At 74.4% G+C, this 16,688-nt stretch carries 13 protein-coding genes; 3 read left to right on the top strand and 10 right to left on the bottom strand.

Going from position 1 to position 16,688, the window contains the following annotated elements:
* Window positions 1-174 precede the first annotated feature (174 nt).
* Window positions 175-930 (top strand): SIS domain-containing protein, encoded by a 756-nt coding sequence (locus ACFYQQ_RS22935; RefSeq protein WP_355779359.1) that lies wholly within the window; start codon window positions 175-177, stop codon window positions 928-930.
* A 49-nt stretch (window positions 931-979) separates the two neighbouring features.
* Here the strand turns inward: ACFYQQ_RS22935 and ACFYQQ_RS22940 are convergent, their stop codons facing one another.
* Complete coding sequence (locus ACFYQQ_RS22940) at window positions 980-2,362, bottom strand: PAS domain-containing protein (protein WP_355779362.1); 1,383 nt, start codon at window positions 2,360-2,362, stop codon at window positions 980-982.
* Between the two features lie 779 nt (window positions 2,363-3,141).
* Here ACFYQQ_RS22940 and ACFYQQ_RS22945 point away from each other — a divergent pair.
* On the top strand, window positions 3,142-4,170 hold the full coding sequence (locus ACFYQQ_RS22945; protein ID WP_355779364.1) for a 2-oxoglutarate and iron-dependent oxygenase domain-containing protein: 1,029 nt from the start codon (window positions 3,142-3,144) through the stop codon (window positions 4,168-4,170).
* Window positions 4,171-4,195: 25 nt separating this feature from the next.
* Here the strand turns inward: ACFYQQ_RS22945 and ACFYQQ_RS22950 are convergent, their stop codons facing one another.
* On the bottom strand, window positions 4,196-5,296 hold the full coding sequence (locus ACFYQQ_RS22950; protein ID WP_356174267.1) for a citrate synthase 2: 1,101 nt from the start codon (window positions 5,294-5,296) through the stop codon (window positions 4,196-4,198).
* A gap of 425 nt (window positions 5,297-5,721) precedes the next feature.
* On the opposite strand from ACFYQQ_RS22950, the gene pdxH reads away from it, so the two are divergent.
* Entirely contained in the window at window positions 5,722-6,360 is a 639-nt protein-coding gene (gene pdxH / locus ACFYQQ_RS22955; RefSeq protein ID WP_355781283.1) for a pyridoxamine 5'-phosphate oxidase, read from the top strand.
* Window positions 6,361-6,384: 24 nt separating this feature from the next.
* On the opposite strand, the gene ACFYQQ_RS22960 is transcribed toward pdxH, so the two are convergent.
* The 8 genes from ACFYQQ_RS22960 to ACFYQQ_RS22995 are packed head-to-tail and all read right to left on the bottom strand — an operon-like array spanning window position 6,385 to window position 16,465.
* Complete coding sequence (locus tag ACFYQQ_RS22960; RefSeq protein WP_355781278.1) at window positions 6,385-6,981, bottom strand: TetR/AcrR family transcriptional regulator; 597 nt, start codon at window positions 6,979-6,981, stop codon at window positions 6,385-6,387.
* A gap of 40 nt (window positions 6,982-7,021) precedes the next feature.
* Window positions 7,022-7,756, bottom strand: a complete 735-nt coding sequence (locus ACFYQQ_RS22965) for an enoyl-CoA hydratase family protein (protein WP_355781275.1) — start codon at window positions 7,754-7,756, stop codon at window positions 7,022-7,024.
* Window positions 7,753-9,327 carry a 4-coumarate--CoA ligase family protein gene (locus ACFYQQ_RS22970; RefSeq protein ID WP_355781273.1) on the bottom strand — a complete coding sequence of 525 codons (1,575 nt, stop codon included), beginning with the start codon at window positions 9,325-9,327 and terminating at the stop codon, window positions 7,753-7,755. Before ACFYQQ_RS22970 ends, ACFYQQ_RS22965 begins: the two co-directional genes overlap by 4 nt.
* Before the next feature lie 8 nt (window positions 9,328-9,335).
* The gene (locus tag ACFYQQ_RS22975; RefSeq protein ID WP_355781270.1) at window positions 9,336-10,496 is read right to left on the bottom strand and encodes an acyl-CoA dehydrogenase family protein; all 1,161 of its coding nucleotides are present in this window, start codon (window positions 10,494-10,496) and stop codon (window positions 9,336-9,338) included.
* Window positions 10,493-12,343, bottom strand: coding sequence for a biotin carboxylase N-terminal domain-containing protein (locus tag ACFYQQ_RS22980; protein WP_355781267.1), 1,851 nt, complete (start codon window positions 12,341-12,343; stop codon window positions 10,493-10,495). The genes ACFYQQ_RS22975 and ACFYQQ_RS22980 overlap by 4 nt, the downstream gene beginning before the upstream one ends.
* Window positions 12,344-12,372: 29 nt before the next feature.
* On the bottom strand, window positions 12,373-13,971 hold the full coding sequence (locus ACFYQQ_RS22985; RefSeq protein WP_355781264.1) for a carboxyl transferase domain-containing protein: 1,599 nt from the start codon (window positions 13,969-13,971) through the stop codon (window positions 12,373-12,375).
* On the bottom strand, window positions 13,968-15,674 hold the full coding sequence (locus ACFYQQ_RS22990) for an acyclic terpene utilization AtuA family protein (protein ID WP_355781261.1): 1,707 nt from the start codon (window positions 15,672-15,674) through the stop codon (window positions 13,968-13,970). Before ACFYQQ_RS22990 ends, ACFYQQ_RS22985 begins: the two co-directional genes overlap by 4 nt.
* Window positions 15,671-16,465: a TIGR03084 family metal-binding protein gene (locus ACFYQQ_RS22995; protein WP_355781258.1), complete on the bottom strand. Its 795-nt coding sequence runs from the start codon at window positions 16,463-16,465 to the stop codon at window positions 15,671-15,673. The genes ACFYQQ_RS22990 and ACFYQQ_RS22995 overlap by 4 nt, the downstream gene beginning before the upstream one ends.
* Between the last annotated feature and the right edge of the window lie 223 nt (window positions 16,466-16,688).

The raw sequence follows: 16,688 nt of genomic DNA on the forward strand, positions 1-16,688 counted from the left end.
CGCGCCCGCCCCGGCGCCGGGCGCGCGGGCCGTATTGACAGGGCACTGGTCCAGACCGCAACGTGATCCGCGACACGACGGGAGCGGGTCCTGCCGGGCCTGGCGGTCACCCGGTCCCGGGCGGCCGCCGCACCGGTCGTGCCGCCACCGACGCGAATCGAAGGGGCTTCGCCGATGAGCGAGAGCAAGCTGGCCGGGCAGTTCTTCGACGCCGCCATCGGCCTGCTCCAGCGGGTCCGGGACGAGGAGGCCGACGCCGTCGCGGCGGCGGGCACGCTCGTCGCCGACACCGTCGCCGCGGGGGGCCGGCTGTTCGCCTTCGGCGCCGGGCACTCCTCGCTCGCCGCGCAGGACGTCGTCTACCGCGCGGGCGGCCTCGCCCTGATGAACCTGCTGGCGGTGCCCGGGGTCGTCGGCGTCGACGTCATGCCCGCCACGCTCGGTTCCGCGCTGGAGCGCGTCGACGGCCTCGCGAGCGCCGTCCTGGACTCAAGCCCGGCGCGCTCCGGCGACCTCCTGGTGATCGTCTCCCTGTCCGGACGCAACGCGCTCCCCGTCGAGATGGCGATGAACGCCCGCGCCCTCGGCCTCAAGGTCGTCGGCGTCACGTCGGTCGCCTACGCCTCCGAGACCAAGTCGCGGCACGTCTCGGGGACGTACCTCAAGGACCACTGCGACATCGTGCTCGACTCGAAGATCGCGGTCGGCGACGCCGAGCTGACGGTGGACGCCATCCCGGCGCCCTTCGCGCCCGCCTCGACGGTGGTCACCTCCGCGCTCCTCCAGGCGGTGATGGCGACGGCGGCCGGCGCCCTGGCCGAGCGCGGCATCGAGCCCCCGCTGCTGCGCTCGGGCAACGTCGACGGCGGCCACGAGTGGAACGGCCGCGTGCTGAGCGAGTACGGGGACCGGATCTTCTACCGGCACTGACGGAGCGGCCGCCGGACGGCTCCCAGGCGTGTCCGTGCGCGGACACGCCCTAGGGGGCGTCCAGCAGGTCCGCGAGGTCCAGGAGTGCGGCGATGCGGACGGCCACGTCCTCCGCGTATGTCGCGTCGGCGCGCTCGAACTGGCTGCGCCCGGCGCCCCGCAGGAACGTGACGACGCCCAGCGTGCGGCCCCGGCTGCGCAGCACCGCGCACAGGGCGTGGACGGCGTCCGCGGGCCACTGCCGGCCGACGGCCCAGTCGCGGGCCTTCTCCGGCGCTGCGGTCCCCGCACTGGCCCGCACCGACCCGGAGCGCTCCACGCACTGCAGCGCCGGATGGCTCTCCGCATACCGGACGGGGATGCCGGCCTTCCCGGCGGGCAGGCTCGGCCCGGGCGCCCCGGCGGGCGTCGCCGCGTCCCGCACTAGCCGCACCGGACCCTCGCCGTCGGCCACCGGGCCGCCCGCGACCCGGTCGATGAGGGCGTGGTCGGCGAACCCGGCGAGCGCGAAGTCCAGATGGACGGTGGCCGCCTCGGCCGGGTCCTCGCACTCCGCGGCGGCCCGCCCGGCCCGGTGCAGCTGGTTGGCGCGGAACCGCAGCTGGGCGGCCTCCTGTTCCGTCTGCTTGGCCTCGGTGACGTCCTGGAAGAGCCAGCCGACCCCGAGCGGGACCGGCTCCTCGGCGAGCGGCGAGGCCAGCCGCAGGAACCCGCTGCGCCAGCAGCGCCGCTTCTCGCCCTCCGCGGTGCGCACGCTCACCCACATCTCGGCGGGCGCGGGCGGGGCGCCCTCCGCGAGCACGTGCGTCAGCGCGCTCTCCAGCTCCTCGACGCCCTGGGCGAGCAGTTCGCCGAGGGGTCGGCCGAGGACGGAGGTGCGTCCGATGCCGAGGGCCCGGGCGGCGTGGGCGTTGACCACGGCGGGCCGCAGGTCGGCGTCCACGAGCACGACGCCCCAGCTGGCGTCGTCGAAGAGGGCCTCGCTCAGGGCGATGGAGCGCTCCAGGTCGATCTGGGTGTGCACCTCGCTGAAGGCGCAGTAGACGCCGGCGGGCTTGCCGTCGGGGCCGCGGACGGCCGCGGACTGCGTCCGTACGAGGACCCGGCCGCCGTCCTTGGTGACCAGGGCGAACTCGTGGACCTGACGGCCCGGGGCCTCCATCGCGGACATCAGCCGTTCCGCGACCTCCGCCGCGTCCGCGGTCCGCACGGCCCACCCGGCGAACCCGCGCCGGCCGACGGCCTCGGCCGCGGTCCAGCCGAGGATGCGCTCGGCCTCGCGGTTCCAGTGCGTGACGACGCCGTCGGCGTCGAAGGCGCACAGCGCCGCGTCCATCCCGTCCAGCAGCGCGGCAAGAAGATCCGAACCGTCGTGCTCGGGCTCCTCGGGCCCCAGCTCGTCGGTGGTCCCACTACGCCGGGAAGCACTCACCTGAACCCCCTGCAGGCTGCGTCCGCACGTACGGCGCGTCGGTTCGCTCACTCGTCATCATTCAACTGGAACGTGACTCAGCCCACACCACGTTCCCCGAAGTTCGGACGAAATCGTTGTAGGGCGAATCTCCGTCTCCGGTCCTCGGCGGCCCCGTGCCGCGCACATTCCATGGTCCCTCGCCTGCCCGCGATGCCCAACCGCAGGCGTGGCGAAAAACCGGTTGAGCCGCGCGGTGCGGGTTCCTAGGCTGGGCGCACGCTGAGAAAGGAGGTGATCCGGCAGATGTATGAAACCCGGACGAGCGAGGTGGCTGCGGGCTAGCGGCCCGCCACCCCATGCAGTTGCGGTGCCGGACCAGCGCGTGAACGCAGCGTGCAGCCGGCCGAATTTCCACGCAGTCACCCGACCCGCGGGCTCGCCGGTACGTCCGGCCGGCCTCCTCGCCAGGCGCGAGGGGACCAGAGCCCGCGGGTCGCCTGCGTGTACGGGCACGGGCGCCGCGCATCGCGGAGGGCGGACGTGACGCGCGTCACGTCCGGACCGGGCCGGGCGCAGTAGTCTGGCCCCATGGTTCCGCTCGTACGACGCCGCCACGTGGACTACGTCCGCGTCACGAGCACGGGCTGTCGACGGTCCTTCTGACCCCGGCCCCGCGTCGTCCCCCGGTTCTCCTCCCGGGACCGCGCGCCTCTCCTTCTCCTCGCCCACCCGGCACCCGCGGCCCCGCCACACCCCCGGCGGTGCCCGGGGACCCGTAGACCCCTGCGGACACTCCCATGACGAACGCCGCGACGAATCCGTCGTACCAGCAGCTCCCGATCATCGATCTCTCGGCCGCGGGCCGCGGCCCCCAGGCCCGTGCGCTGCTGCACGCGCAGCTGCACAGCGCCGCCCACGACGTGGGCTTCTTCCAGCTCGTCGGGCACGGGGTGACCGAGGCCGAGACCTCCGCCCTGCTCGGCGCCATGTGCCGGTTCTTCGCCCTCCCGGAGGCCGACCGGCTGGCCCTGGACAACGTCAACTCCCCACACTTCCGCGGCTACACCCGCACCGGGGACGAGCGGACGGGCGGCGGCCGGGACTGGCGCGACCAGCTCGACATCGGGCCCGAGCGGCCCGCCCGCGCACCCGCGCCGGGCGAACCCGCCTACTGGTGGCTGGAGGGCCCCAACCAGTGGCCGGCCGCGCTGCCCGAACTGCGCACCGCGGCGCTCGCCTGGATCGACCGGCTCTCCTCCGTCGCGGCGCGGCTCCTGCGCGAGCTGCTGACCGCCATCGGGGCGCCAGGCGACTTCTATGAGCCGGTCTTCGGGGAGCGGGCCCATCCGCATCTGAAGCTGGTGCGCTACCCGGGCAGCGCGGGCGACGGCGCCGACCAGGGGGTGGGCGCGCACAAGGACTACGGGTTCCTGACGCTGCTGCTCCAGGACGAGGTGGGCGGGCTCCAGGTGCAGCGCGGGGACGGGCTGTTCCACGACGTGCCGCCGATCCCGGGGGCGTTCGTCGTGAACCTCGGGGAGCTGCTGGAGGTGGCGACGAACGGGTACCTGGTGGCGACGAACCACCGGGTGGTGAGCCCGCCCGGGGCCACCGAGCGGTTCTCGGTGCCGTTCTTCTACAACCCGCGGCTGGACGCGCGGGTGGAGCCGCTGCCGTTCCCGCACGCGGCCGCCGCGCCGGGCGTCACGAGCGACCCGGCCAACCCGCTCTTCGCGGAGTACGGGCGCAACGAGCTGAAGGGCAAGCTCCGGGCGCATCCGCTGGTCGCCGCCCGCCACCACGCGGAGCTGCTCGTGCCCGCGTGACGGCGGCCGGCGTACGCTGCCCGGGTCAGGACGCGATGTCCCCGTAGCCGGCGATCTCCTGGGGGCCGCGCGAGCCGGGGCCCACGTAGCGCGCCGACGGGCGGACGAGCCGGCCGGTGCGCTTCTGCTCCAGGATGTGCGCCGACCAGCCCGCGGTGCGGGCGCACGTGAACATCGAGGTGAACATGTGCGCCGGCACCTCGGCGAAGTCCAGGACGATGGCCGCCCAGAACTCGACGTTGGTGGCCAGCACCCGGTCGGGGCGGCGGGCGTGCAGCTCGGCGAGGGCGGCCTTCTCCAGGGCCTCGGCGATCTCGAAGCGGGGGGCGCCGAGTTCGCGCGCGGTGCGGCGCAGGACGCGGGCGCGGGGGTCCTCGGCGCGGTAGACGCGGTGGCCGAAGCCCATCAGGCGCTCGCCCTTGTCGAGGGCCCGCTTGACGAAGGCCTCGGCGTCGCCGGTGCGCTCGATCTCCTCGATCATGCCGAGGACGCGGGAGGGGGCGCCGCCGTGCAGCGGTCCCGACATCGCGCCCACCGCGCCGGACAGCGCCGCGGCGACGTCCGCGCCGGTGGAGGCGATGACGCGGGCGGTGAAGGTGGAGGCGTTCATGCCGTGCTCGGCGGCGGAGGTCCAGTAGGCGTCGACGGCGGCCACGTGCTTGGGGTCGGGCTCGCCGCGCCAGCGGATCATGAACCGCTCGACGACGGACTGGGCCTTGTCGATCTCGCTCTGCGGGACCATGGGCAGTCCCTGGCCGCGGGCCGACTGGGCGACGTACGACAGGGCCATCACGGCGGCGCGGGCGAGGTCGTCGCGGGCCTGTCGCTCATCGATGTCCAGGAGCGGTTTGAGGCCCCAGACCGGGGCGAGCATGGCGAGCGCGGACTGCACGTCGACGCGGATGTCGCCGGAGTGGACCGGGATCGGGAAGGGCTCGGCGGGCGGCAGTCCGGGGTTGAAGGCGCCGTCGACGAGGAGGCCCCAGACGTTCCCGAAGGAGACGTGGCCGACCAGGTCCTCGATGTCGACGCCCCGGTAGCGGAGTGCGCCGCCCTCCTTGTCCGGTTCGGCGATCTCCGTCTCGAAAGCGACGACTCCCTCAAGCCCGGGTACGAAGTCGGACATCAGGCGGCTCCTCGTGATGGGTACGGCAGACGGTGTGCGGGGTTCGGCGACCGGTGCCGGACGGTGGCGGGGCTGGTCCCGGTCCGGTTCCACGTCCGTGTACCGAAGACTCGTGCAGGACTGCCCGAAAGTCTGCGGCGGCTCGCGGTCCGAAGCGGTCACCCCGGTGATGCCCCGTGCGGTCGGCGGTCACCCAACCGGAACGGCAGCAGCACGATATCCCCGGGTGCCACCTTTGGGGAGGGTCCGCGGCACTCAGTGCCACACAGTGACGAAGCGCACCCCTCCGGGAGCGCGGGCGCATACGGCAGGATGGCCGCGTGACCGACCGCCTCCCGGATGAATCCGCCGCCGAGCCCCTCGTCCAGCGCGCGGCACGGGCCGCCGAGCCCGTCGCCGGGGAACCGGCCCCCGACCCCGCCGCGATGCGCGCGCACTACCGCGCGGAGGGCCTCGCCGAGCCGGACCTCGCGCCCCACCCGATGGACCAGTTCGCCCGCTGGTTCGGGCAGGCGGCCCAGGCCGCCGTCCAGGGCATGGTGTACGAGCCGAACGCGATGATCGTCTCCACGGCCGACGCGGAGGGCCGCCCCAGCTCGCGCACGGTGCTGCTGAAGCAGTACGACGAGCAGGGCTTCGTCTTCTACACCAACTACGACTCCCGCAAGGCGCGGGAGCTGGCCGCGAACCCGTACGTCTCGCTGCTGTTCCCCTGGCATCCGATGGCCCGCCAGGTGATCGTGCGGGGAGTGGCACGGCGCACCGGACGCGACGAGACGGCGGCCTACTTCCGCACCCGCCCGCACGGCTCCCAGCTCGGCGCCTGGGCCAGCGCGCAGTCCTCGGTGATCTCCTCACGCGAGGAACTCGACGCCTCCTACGAGGAGTTGAGCGCCCGCTATCCGGAGGGCGAGCGGGTGCCGGTGCCGCCGCACTGGGGCGGTTTCCGGGTCGCCCCGCAGTCGGTGGAGTTCTGGCAGGGCCGCGAGAACCGGCTGCACGACCGGCTCCGGTACGAGGCGGAGCCGGACGGCGGCTGGCGGGTGGAGCGGCTCAGCCCGTGACCCCGTGCGGGGCGGTCCGTGCCGTCAGCCGAGCGCCTCGTCGAGGAGCGCCGCCCACTGCGCGACGACCCGCTCGCGGCGCGCGCCGTCGTCCGTGAGCAAGTTCGCCAGGCCCAGTCCGCGGGCCATGTCGAGCAGCCCCTGGACGCTCTCGCGGACGCCGGGGCGGGACTCGTCCGCGCCCAGCAGGTCGACGGCGATGCGGTGGGTCTCGCGGCCCACGCGGCCCTCCAGCTCGGTGACGCGGGGGCGCAGCTGCTCCTCGTCGGAGGCGGCGACCCACAGGTGCAGGGCGGCGCGGAAGAGGGGGCCGGTGTAGAGGTCGACGAGGGCCGCGACGACGGCACGGCGGTCGGCGGCACCCTCCGGGAAGAGGGCGCGCAGGGCCGTGGAGCGCTCCTCGGCGACGTACTCGACGGCGGCGGTGAACAGGTCCTCGCGGGTGGGGAAGTGGTGCTGGGCCGCGCCGCGGGACACCCCGGCGCGCTCGGCGACGACGGAGACGGTGGAGCCCGCCCAGCCGCGTTCGGCGAGGCAGGCCACGGCGGCCGCCAGGAGCCGCTGCCGGGTGGCCCGGCTGCGGTCCTGCTTGGGGGCGCGGTCGACGCCGTTCGCGGTCACGGCACCCGCTTCGGGGCGCGGCCGGCGCCGGTCGTCGCGGTCACAGCACCCATGCGGGATCCCGTCGTTCCAGAAAGGCCGTCATCCCTTCGCGGGCGCCGGCGGAGGCGAACAGCCGTGCCGAGAGCGCGGTCAGCGCGGCGGCGTCCCGGTCGAAGGTCTCCAGCACCCTAGCCGTGAGCAGCCGCTTCGTCTCGGCCAGGGCCTCGGGCGACGCTCTGCGCAGGCCGTCCAGGATCGGTGCGAGGGCCTCGTCGACGTCCTGCGCGGCCTCGGTGAGCAGACCGCCGCGCGCCGCCTCGGCCGCGCCGAAGCGCTCGCCGGTGAGGTAGTGGCGGGCGGCGGCGCGCGGGTCCAGGCGGGGCAGCAGCGGCATGGAGATGACGGCTGGCGCGACCCCGATGCGCACCTCCGAGAAGGCGAAGGTCGCCTCGGGTCCGGCGACCGCGATGTCGCAGGCGCCCACCAGTCCGAGCCCGCCCGCGCGTACGTGGCCGGTGACGCGGGCGACGACGGGCCTGGGCAGCTCCACGACCTGGCGGAGCAGCGCCACGAAGGCGCCGGGGTCCGGCGGCTGCCTGAGGTCGGCGCCGGCGCTGAAGGTGTTCCCGGTGTGGGTGAGGACGACGGCCCGTACGGCGGGGTCCTCGCCGCAGGCGGTCAGGGCGTCGGCGAGGGCGGCGACCAGTGCGGCCGACAGCGCGTTGCGGTTGCCCGGCGAGTCAAGGGCGAGGGTGGCGACGCCCCGCTCGTCGGTGCGGACGACCGGCGTCACGACTCCTCCCGCGGCGCGCGCAGTTCCCGGCGCAGGATCTTGCCGGAGGCGGCGCGCGGCACGCCCTCGACGAAGGTCACCCCGCGCACCCGCTTGTAGGGGGCGACGCGCTCGGCGACGTACATCATGACCTCGCCCGCGGAGAGGTCCGGCGCGGTGGGCTGGCGCACCACGTAGGCGTGCGGGACCTCGTTGTTGTCGTCGTCGTAGACGCCGACGACGGCGGCGTCGGCTATGCCGGGGTGGGTCAGCAGCAGGGCCTCCAGTTCGGCGGGGGCGACCTGGAAGCCCTTGTACTTGATGAGCTCCTTGACGCGGTCCACGACGAACAGCCAGCCGTCGCCGTCCACGTGGCCCACGTCGCCGGTGCGCAGCCAGCCGTCCGCGTCGATCATCGCGGCGGTGGCGTCGGGCCGCCCGAGGTAGCCCTTCATCACCTGGGGGCCGCGGATGGCGATCTCGCCCGGTTCGCCGACGCCGAGGTCCTTGTCCGGGTCGTCCAGGGACAGGATCCGCATCTCGGTGCCCGCGATGAGCTTGCCGACCGTCCCAGGGGGCGGGTCCACGGCGTCCAGGGGGACGACGTGGGTGCCGGGCGACAGTTCCGTCATGCCGTAGGCCTGGCCGACCGGCGGGAGGCCGAGGCGGCGGGAGCAGGCGGCCGCGAGGGCGGCGTCCAGGGGCGCCGCGGCGGAGATGACGTAGCGCAGCGACGACAGGTCGTAGCGCGCGACCGCCGGGTGCTTGGCGAGGGCGAGGACGATCGGCGGGGCCACGTACAGGCCGGTGATGCGGTGCTCCTGGATGGCGGCGAGGAAGGTGTCGAGGTCGAAGCGGGGCAGCACGACGACGGTGGCGCCCTGCCGCAGCGGGGCGTTCATGAGGGCGGTCAGCCCGTAGATGTGGAAGAACGGCAGCACGGCGAGGATGCGGTCGCCGGGGCCCATCGGCAGGGTCGGCGCGAGCTGCGCGAGGTTGGTGGCGATGGACCGGTGGGTGAGCATCACGCCCTTGGGGACGCCGGTGGTGCCCGAGGAGTACGGGAGCGCGGCGACGTCCTCGGCGGGGTCGATGTCGATGCGCGGTTCCGGGGCGGTGGAGCCGAGCATGTCGATGAGCGAGCGGTGCCCGGGCGCGCTGTCGCAGACGAAGATCTCGCGTACGCCGCCCGCCTGTGCGGCCGCCGCGCGGGCGGTCTCCAGGAGCGGTGACACGGTGACGATCCAGCGGGCCCCGCAGTCCCGCAGCTGCTTGGCGAAGTCCCCGGCCGTGGCGAGCGGATGGACGGTGGTGACCGAGGCGCCGGCGCGGGTGGCGGCGTAGAAAGCGGTCGGGAAGGCGACGGTGTTCGGGCTGTGCAGGGCCAGCACGTCGCCCTTGGTGACGCCCGCCTCGGCGAACGCGGCGGCGAGCCTGCGGTGGAGGCGGTCCACCTGCTCGTAGGTGAGGGTCGTGCCGTCCACGCCGTCGACGAGCGCGGGGGTGTCACCGCGCTCGGCCGCCCGGCCCAGCACGGCGTCGTGGATGGGGAGTTCGACGGCCGGGACGTCTGCGTACTCGCTGCGGAACACGGTTCCTCCTAGTACGACTTGGGCAGGCCCAGGGTCTGGTGGGAGACGTAGTTCAGGATCATCTCCCGGCTCACCGGCGCGATACGGGCCACGCGCGAGGCCGTGATGAGCGAGGCGAGGCCGAACTCGCGGGTGAGGCCGTTCCCGCCGAGGGTGTGCACGGCCTGGTCGACGGCCTTCACGCAGGCTTCCGCCGCCGCGTACTTGGCCATGTTGGCGGCCTCCCCGGCGCCGATGTCGTCCCCGGCGTCGTACAGGTGGGCCGCCTTCTGCATCATCAGGCGGGCCAGCTCGATGTCGATGTGGGCCTGCGCGAGCGGGTGGGCGACGGCCTGGTGGGCGCCGATGGGCTGCTTCCACACCGTGCGCTCACGGGCGTACTCGACGGCCCGGGCGAGCGCGAAGCGGCCCATGCCCAGCGCGAAGGCGGCCGTCATGACGCGTTCGGGGTTGAGCCCGGCGAACAGCTGGAGCAGCCCGGCGTCCTCGTCGCCGACCAGCGCTTCGGCGGGCAGCCGCACGTCGTCGAGGGTCAGCTCGAACTGCTTCTCCGCGCTCTGGAGTTCCATGTCGATCTGCCTGCGGCCGAAGCCCTCGGCGTCGCGCGGGACGATGAACAGGCAGGGCTTGAGGCGGCCGGTGCGGGAGTCCTCGGTGCGTCCCACGATGAGGGTGGCGTCGGCGATGTCGACGCCGGAGATGAACACCTTGCGGCCGGTCAGCAGCCAGTCGGCGCCGTCCCGGCGGGCGGTGGTGGTGATCCGGTGCGAGTTGGAACCGGCGTCGGGCTCGGTGATGCCGAACGCCATCGTGCGGGTGCCGTCCGCGAGGCCCGGGAGCCACTCCCGCTTCTGCGCGTCGGTGCCGAAGCGGGCGATCACCGTGCCGCAGATGGCGGGCGAGACGACCAGCATCAGCAACGGGCAGCCGGCCGCGCCGAGTTCCTCCAGGACGATGGAGAGTTCGGCTATGCCGCCGCCCCCGCCGCCGTACTCCTCGGGGAGGTTGACGCCGAGGTAGCCGAGTTTGCCCGCGTCGGCCCAGAGTTCGGTGGGGTGGCCGCCCTCGGCGAGGGTGCGGGTGAGGTACGCGCGGCCGTAGCGCCTGCCGAGGGCGGCGACGGCTGAGCGCAGGGCACGGTGCTCTTCGGTTTCGAGGGTGACGCTCATGCGGTCTGTTCCTCCTGGACGACGGCGAGCAGGGTGCCGACCTCGACCTGGCGGCCGGGGGCGGCGTGCAGGGCGGTGAGCGTGCCCGAGACGGGCGCCGAGACGCGGTGTTCCATCTTCATCGCCTCCAGCCACAGCAGCGGCTGTCCGGCCTCGACGGCGGAGCCCTCGGCCAGGCCCTCGGCCACGCGGACGACGGTCCCGGGCATCGGGGCCAGCAGGGACCCGGGGGCGCGGTCCGCGACCGGGTCGGGGAAGCGGGGCAGGGCGGTGAGCACGGTGGCGCCGACGTGGATCCGGTCGCCGTAGCGGTCGACGGGGAACTTCCGCCGTACGCCGTCGATCTCCAGGACGACGAGGGCGGCGTCGGCGTGGACGACGCGCACACCCTCGGCGGTCAGGCCGTCGCGGGTGTGGTGGTAGCGGACCTCGTGCTCGGTGCCGTCCATCAGGTACCGCCTGGTCTGCGGCTGCGAGGGCAGGTTGCGCCAGCCGCCGAAGCGGGAGCGGCCGTGGGCGTCGGCGAGCGCGGCGGCGAGCGGCGCGTACGGCTCCGGGACGGCCCCGGTGAGGCCGTCCAGGTGCCGGCCGAAGAACCCGGTGTCCATACGCCCGCTGGTGAACTCGGGGTGCCGCAGGGACCGTACGAGCAGGTCCCGGTTGGTGACCGGGCCGTGCACCAGGGCCCGTTCCAGAGCGCCGGCGAGCCTGCGGACCGCCTCCGCGCGGGTGGGGGCGTGGGCGATCACCTTGGCGAGCATCGGGTCGTAGTGGACGCCGATCTCGTCGCCGTCGGTGAAGCCGGTGTCGAGCCGGACGCCGTCCGGGACGGCGAGGCGGTGCAGGGTGCCGGTCTGCGGGGCCCAGTCGCGGGCCGGGTCCTCGGCATAGAGGCGGGCCTCGACGGCGTGGCCGCGCGCGGCGGGCGGCTCGGGTTCCAGGGCGGCGCCCTCGGCGACCTGGATCTGCAGGGCCACCAGGTCGACGCCGAACACCGCCTCGGTGACGGGGTGTTCGACCTGGAGGCGGGTGTTCATCTCCAGGAAGTGCGCCCGGCCGTCCGCGACCAGGAACTCGACCGTGCCGGCGCCGGTGTAGTCGACCGCGCGGGCCGCGTGCACCGCCGACCCGTGCAGTTCCGCGACGAGTTCGGGGGCGAGCCCGGGGGCGGGCGCCTCCTCGACGACCTTCTGGTGGCGCCGCTGGAGGGAGCAGTCCCGGGTGCCCAGCGCCCACACCGTGCCGTGCGTGTCGGCGAGGATCTGCACCTCGACGTGCCGGCCGCCCTCCAGGTACGGCTCCACGAACACCTCGCCGTCCCCGAACGCGCTCAGGGCCTCGGCGCGCGCGGCCGTCAACTCGGCCTCCAAGGCGGCGAGTTCGCGGACGACGCGCATACCGCGTCCGCCGCCGCCCGCCGCCGCCTTGACGAGCACCGGCAGGTCGTCCCCGGTGACGCGCTCCAGGGGCTCCAGCCCCATCAGCTTCTTGGCGCGCGTCTTGGACGCCATCGCCTCGATCGCCTCGGGCGGCGGGCCGATCCACACCAGGCCCGCGCCGGTCACCGCCCGCGCGAAGTCCGCGTTCTCGGACAGGAAGCCGTACCCGGGGTGCACGGCGTCCGCCCCGGCGTCCAGGGCGGCCTTCACGATCAGGTCGCCGCGCAGGTACGTGTCCGCCGGCGCCGCGCCCGGCAGCCGTACCGCCGCGTCCGCCTCGCGTACGTGCAGGGCGTTCGCGTCGGCGTCGGAGTGCACCGCGACGGTCCGGATGCCCAGCTCCCGGCAGGTGCGGAAGATGCGGCAGGCGATCTCGCCGCGGTTGGCGACGAGGACTGAAGTGATCACTCGGGGGGACCTCACATCCGTCATGGCCGTCACATCCGGAAGACGCCGAAGCCGCCGCGCGCGCCCTCGTAGGGCGCCGTGTGGATCGCGGACAGGCACAGGCCGAGCACGGTGCGGGTGTCGCGCGGGTCGATGACCCCGTCGTCGTACAGCCGCCCGGACAGGAACATCGGCAGGGACTCCGACTCGATCTGCTGCTCCACCATCGCGCGCAGCGCCGCGTCGGCCTCGTCGTCGTAGGGCTGCCCCTTGGCCGCCGCCGACTGCCGGGCGACGATCGACAGGACGCCCGCGAGCTGCTGGGGGCCCATGACGGCGGACTTGGCGCTGGGCCAGGCGAACAGGAAGCGCGGGTCGTACGCCCGACCGCACATCCCGTAGTGCCCGGCCCCGTACGAGGCGCCCATCAGCACGGACAGGTGCGGGACGCGGCTGTTGGAGACGGCGTTGATCATCATCGCGCCGTGCTTGATGATGCCGCCCTGCTCGTACTCCTTGCCGACCATGTAGCCGGTGGTGTTGTGCAGGAACAGCAGCGGGATGTCGCGCTGGTTGGCGAGCTGGATGAACTGGGCGGCCTTCTGCGACTCCTGGCTGAACAGGACGCCCTGGGCGTTGGCGAGGATGCCGACCGGGTAGCCGTGCAGGCTCGCCCAGCCGGTCGTCAGGCTGGTCCCGTACAGCGGCTTGAACTCGTCGAAGTCGGAGCCGTCGACGATGCGGGCGATGACCTCGCGCGGGTCGAAGGGGTGCCTGAGGTCGCCGGGGACGATGCCGAGCAGTTCCTCGGGGTCGTACTTCGGCGGGGCGGCCGGACCCGGATCGGGGTACGCCTTGCGGTGGTTGAGGCGGGCGACCACACGCCGGGCCTGCCGCAGCGCGTCCCGCTCGTCGACGGCGAAGTGGTCCGCGAGTCCGGACACGCGCGCGTGCATCTCGGCGCCCCCGAGCGACTCGTCGTCGCTCTCCTCGCCGGTGGCCATCTTGACCAGGGGCGGGCCGCCGAGGAACACCTTCGCCCGCTCCTTGACCATGATCACGTGGTCGGACATGCCGGGGACGTAGGCGCCGCCCGCGGTCGAGTTGCCGAAGACGACCGCGACGGTCGGGATACCGGCCGCGGAGAGCCGCGTGATGTCGCGGAAGATCGCGCCGCCGGGGATGAAGATCTCCTTCTGCGACGGCAGGTCGGCGCCGCCGGACTCCACCAGGCTGACGCAGGGCAACCGGTTGGCGAGCGCGATGTCGTTCGCCCGCAGCGCCTTCTTCAGGCTCCAGGGGTTGCTGGCGCCGCCGCGCACGGTCGGGTCGTTCGCGGTGATCAGGCACTCGACGCCCTCGACGACCCCGATCCCGGTGACGAGGGAGGCGCCCACCGTGTAGTCGCTGCCCCAGGCCGCGAGCGGCGACAGCTCCAGGAACGGCGTGTCCGGGTCGAGCAGCAGCTCGATGCGCTCCCGGGCGAGCAGCTTGCCGCGTCCCCGGTGCCGGGCCACGTACTTCTCGCCGCCGCCCGCGAGGGCCTTCGCGTGCTCGGTGTCGAGCTCGGCGAGCCGGGCGAGCATGGCCGCGCGGTTCGCCCGGTGGTCCGGGTCGGTGATGTCCAGGGCGGACGGGATGACCGTCACAGCAGGGCCTCCGGTATGTCCAGGTGGCGGGCGCGCAGCCATTCGCCGAGGCCCTTGGCCTGCGGGTCGAAGCGGGCCTGCGAGGCGACGCCCTCGCCGAGGATCCCCTCGACGACGAAGTTGAGGGCGCGCAGGTTCGGCAGTACGTGGCGTACGACGGTCAACGGGGCGGTCTCCGGGAGGAGTTCGCGCAGCCGGCCGGCGGTGAGGGTGTGCGCGAGCCACGGCCAGGCGGCCTCGTCGCGCGCCCACACGCCGATGTTGGCGTGGCCGCCCTTGTCTCCGCTGCGGGCTCCGGCGACCAGGCCGAGCGGGGCGCGGCGGACCGGAGCGTCCGCCGGGGGCGGGCCCGGCAGCGGCGGCTCGGGCGGTGTCTCCAGCGCGAGGCTGTCCGCGGGCGGCGCGACCGCGATCCGGCGTCCGTCGTCGAGGACGGCCACGTGGTCCACGACCGCCCGGTCGACGTACACGTCCTCGAAGACCCCGTAGGGCGCGCCCTTCCCCGGCGGTGCCAGGACGTGGAAGCCCGGGTAGCTCGCCAGCGCCAGCTCCACGGCCGCCGCGCCGAGCGTCCGCCCCACGGCGTCCTGTCCGGGGTCCCGTACGACGAGCCGGAGCAGGGCGCTCGCCGTCTCCTCGGTCGCCGCGTCGGGGTGGTCGGTGCGGGCGAGGCCCCAGCGCACCTCGGCGGGACGGGACCCGGCGGCGTCCAGCGCGGCCTCCATCTGGTCCCGGACGAGCGCCGCCTTCCGCTCGATGTCGAGGCCCGTCAGCACGAAGACGACCTCGTTGCGGAAGCCGCCGAGCCGGTTCAGTCCGACCTTGAGGGCGGGCGGCGGCGCCTCCCCGCGCACGCCGTCGATCCGCACCCGGTCCGGGCCGTCCTGGGTCAGCCGCACGCTGTCGAGCCGGGCGGTGACGTCCGGTCCCGCGTACCGGGCGCCCGAGGTCTCGTAGAGCAGCTGCGCGGTGACCGTGCCGACGTCCACGACCCCGCCGGTGCCGTCGTGCTTGGTGATCACGGCGGTGCCGTCCGCGTGGAGTTCGGCGAGCGGGAAGCCGGGGTGGCGGAGCAGGGCCGGGTCGAGCTCGGCGAAGAACGCGTAGTTGCCGCCGGTCGCCTGCGCGCCGCACTCCAGGACGTGCCCGGCGACGACGGCGCCCGCGAGCCGGTCGTGGTCGTCCGGCGCCCATCCGAAGTGCGCGACGGCGGGCCCGGTGACCAGCGCCGCGTCGGTGACCCGGCCGGTGACCACGACGTCCGCGCCCTCACGCAGGCAGGCTGCGATCCCGCCGCCGCCGAGGTAGGCGTGCGCTGCCAGGCTCCCCGGGTACCGCGCGGCGAGGTCGTCGCCCTCGACGTGGGCGACCCGGACGGGGACGCCGAGCCGCGCGGCCAGCTCCCGTACGGCGGAGGCGAGTCCGGCCGGGTTCAGGCCGCCCGCGTTGGCGACGATCCGCACGCCCTTGTCGTGGGCCAGTCCGAGGCACTCCTCCAGCTGCCGCAGGAAGGTCTTGGCGTACCCGAGCGAGGGATCGCGCAACCGGTCGCGGCCCAGGATGAGCATGGTCAGCTCGGCGAGGTAGTCGCCGGTCAGGACGTCCAGCGGGCCGCCGGTGAGCATCTCGCGCAGGGCGCCGAAGCGGTCGCCGTAGAAGCCGGAGGCGTTGCCGATCCGCAGGGGGGCGGGCGGCGGGGTCACGGGGTCCCGCCCTTCGCCGGTCGTCCGCCGCCGGGCGGTCCCGCGAAGGCCTGCGCGATGTCGAGCCAGCGCTCGGCGTCGGCGCCCTCGGCACGTACGGCGAGGTCGGCGCGGTGGGCCCGCTGGGTGACCAGCAGGCAGAAGTCGAGCGCGGGTCCGGTGACCCGCTGCCGGGCGTCCTCGGGCCCGTACGTCCACAGCTCCCCGGACGGCGCGACGACCTCGACCCGGAACTCCTCCGGCGGCACCGCCAGCCCGCGGACCCCGAACGCGAAGTCCCTCGCCCGTACGCCGATCCGGACCACGTGCCGCAGCCGGTCCGTGGGAGCGCGGACCACGCCCAGCGCGTCGGCGACGTCCTGCCCGTGCGCCCAGGTCTCCATCAGGCGTCCGGTGGCCATGGAGGCGGCCGACATGGGGGGCCCGTACCAGGGGAAGCGGGTGCCGGCGGGTGCCGCGCGCAGGGCGTCTTCGAGCGCCGCGCGTCCCTGCCGCCACCCGGCGAGCAGCCGGTCGGGCGGCAGTGCGGCTCCCGCGTCCGCCCCCTCGTCGACGAAGGTGTCGGGGGCCGCCAGCGCCTTCTCGACCTCGGCCGCGAAGGCCGGCGCGTCGGTCACGGCCAGCAGGGCGGAGTGGTCCGTCCAGGCGAGATGCGCGATCTGGTGGGCGACGCTCCAGCCGGCGGCGGGCGTGGCGAGGGCCCACTGGCCCGCGTCCAACTCCCCCACCAGCCGGTCGAGTTCCTCGCTCTCCCGGTGCAGATCGTCAATCACGGACGACGGATCGGACACGATGCGCTCCCCTCGGGGACGACGGCGTGCAGGGAGCATGGCAGCGGCACCAGAAACAATCAAGCGTGCTTGCATTAATTCGTTCGAGGCGGGTGCGGGTGCCGCGCGGGGTGCGTGCGGTTTGCCACGTGCCGGAGGACGCGCGGGACGTGCGGGGTTCGCCACGTACGGGGGACGCGTGTTGCATGCGGGACCTGCGGGGTTCGCCGCGCGCGGGGGACGC

Origin of the sequence: Streptomyces sp. NPDC005496 (assembly GCF_042872045.1) — a bacterium.
Lineage (GTDB): Bacteria > Actinomycetota > Actinomycetes > Streptomycetales > Streptomycetaceae > Streptomyces.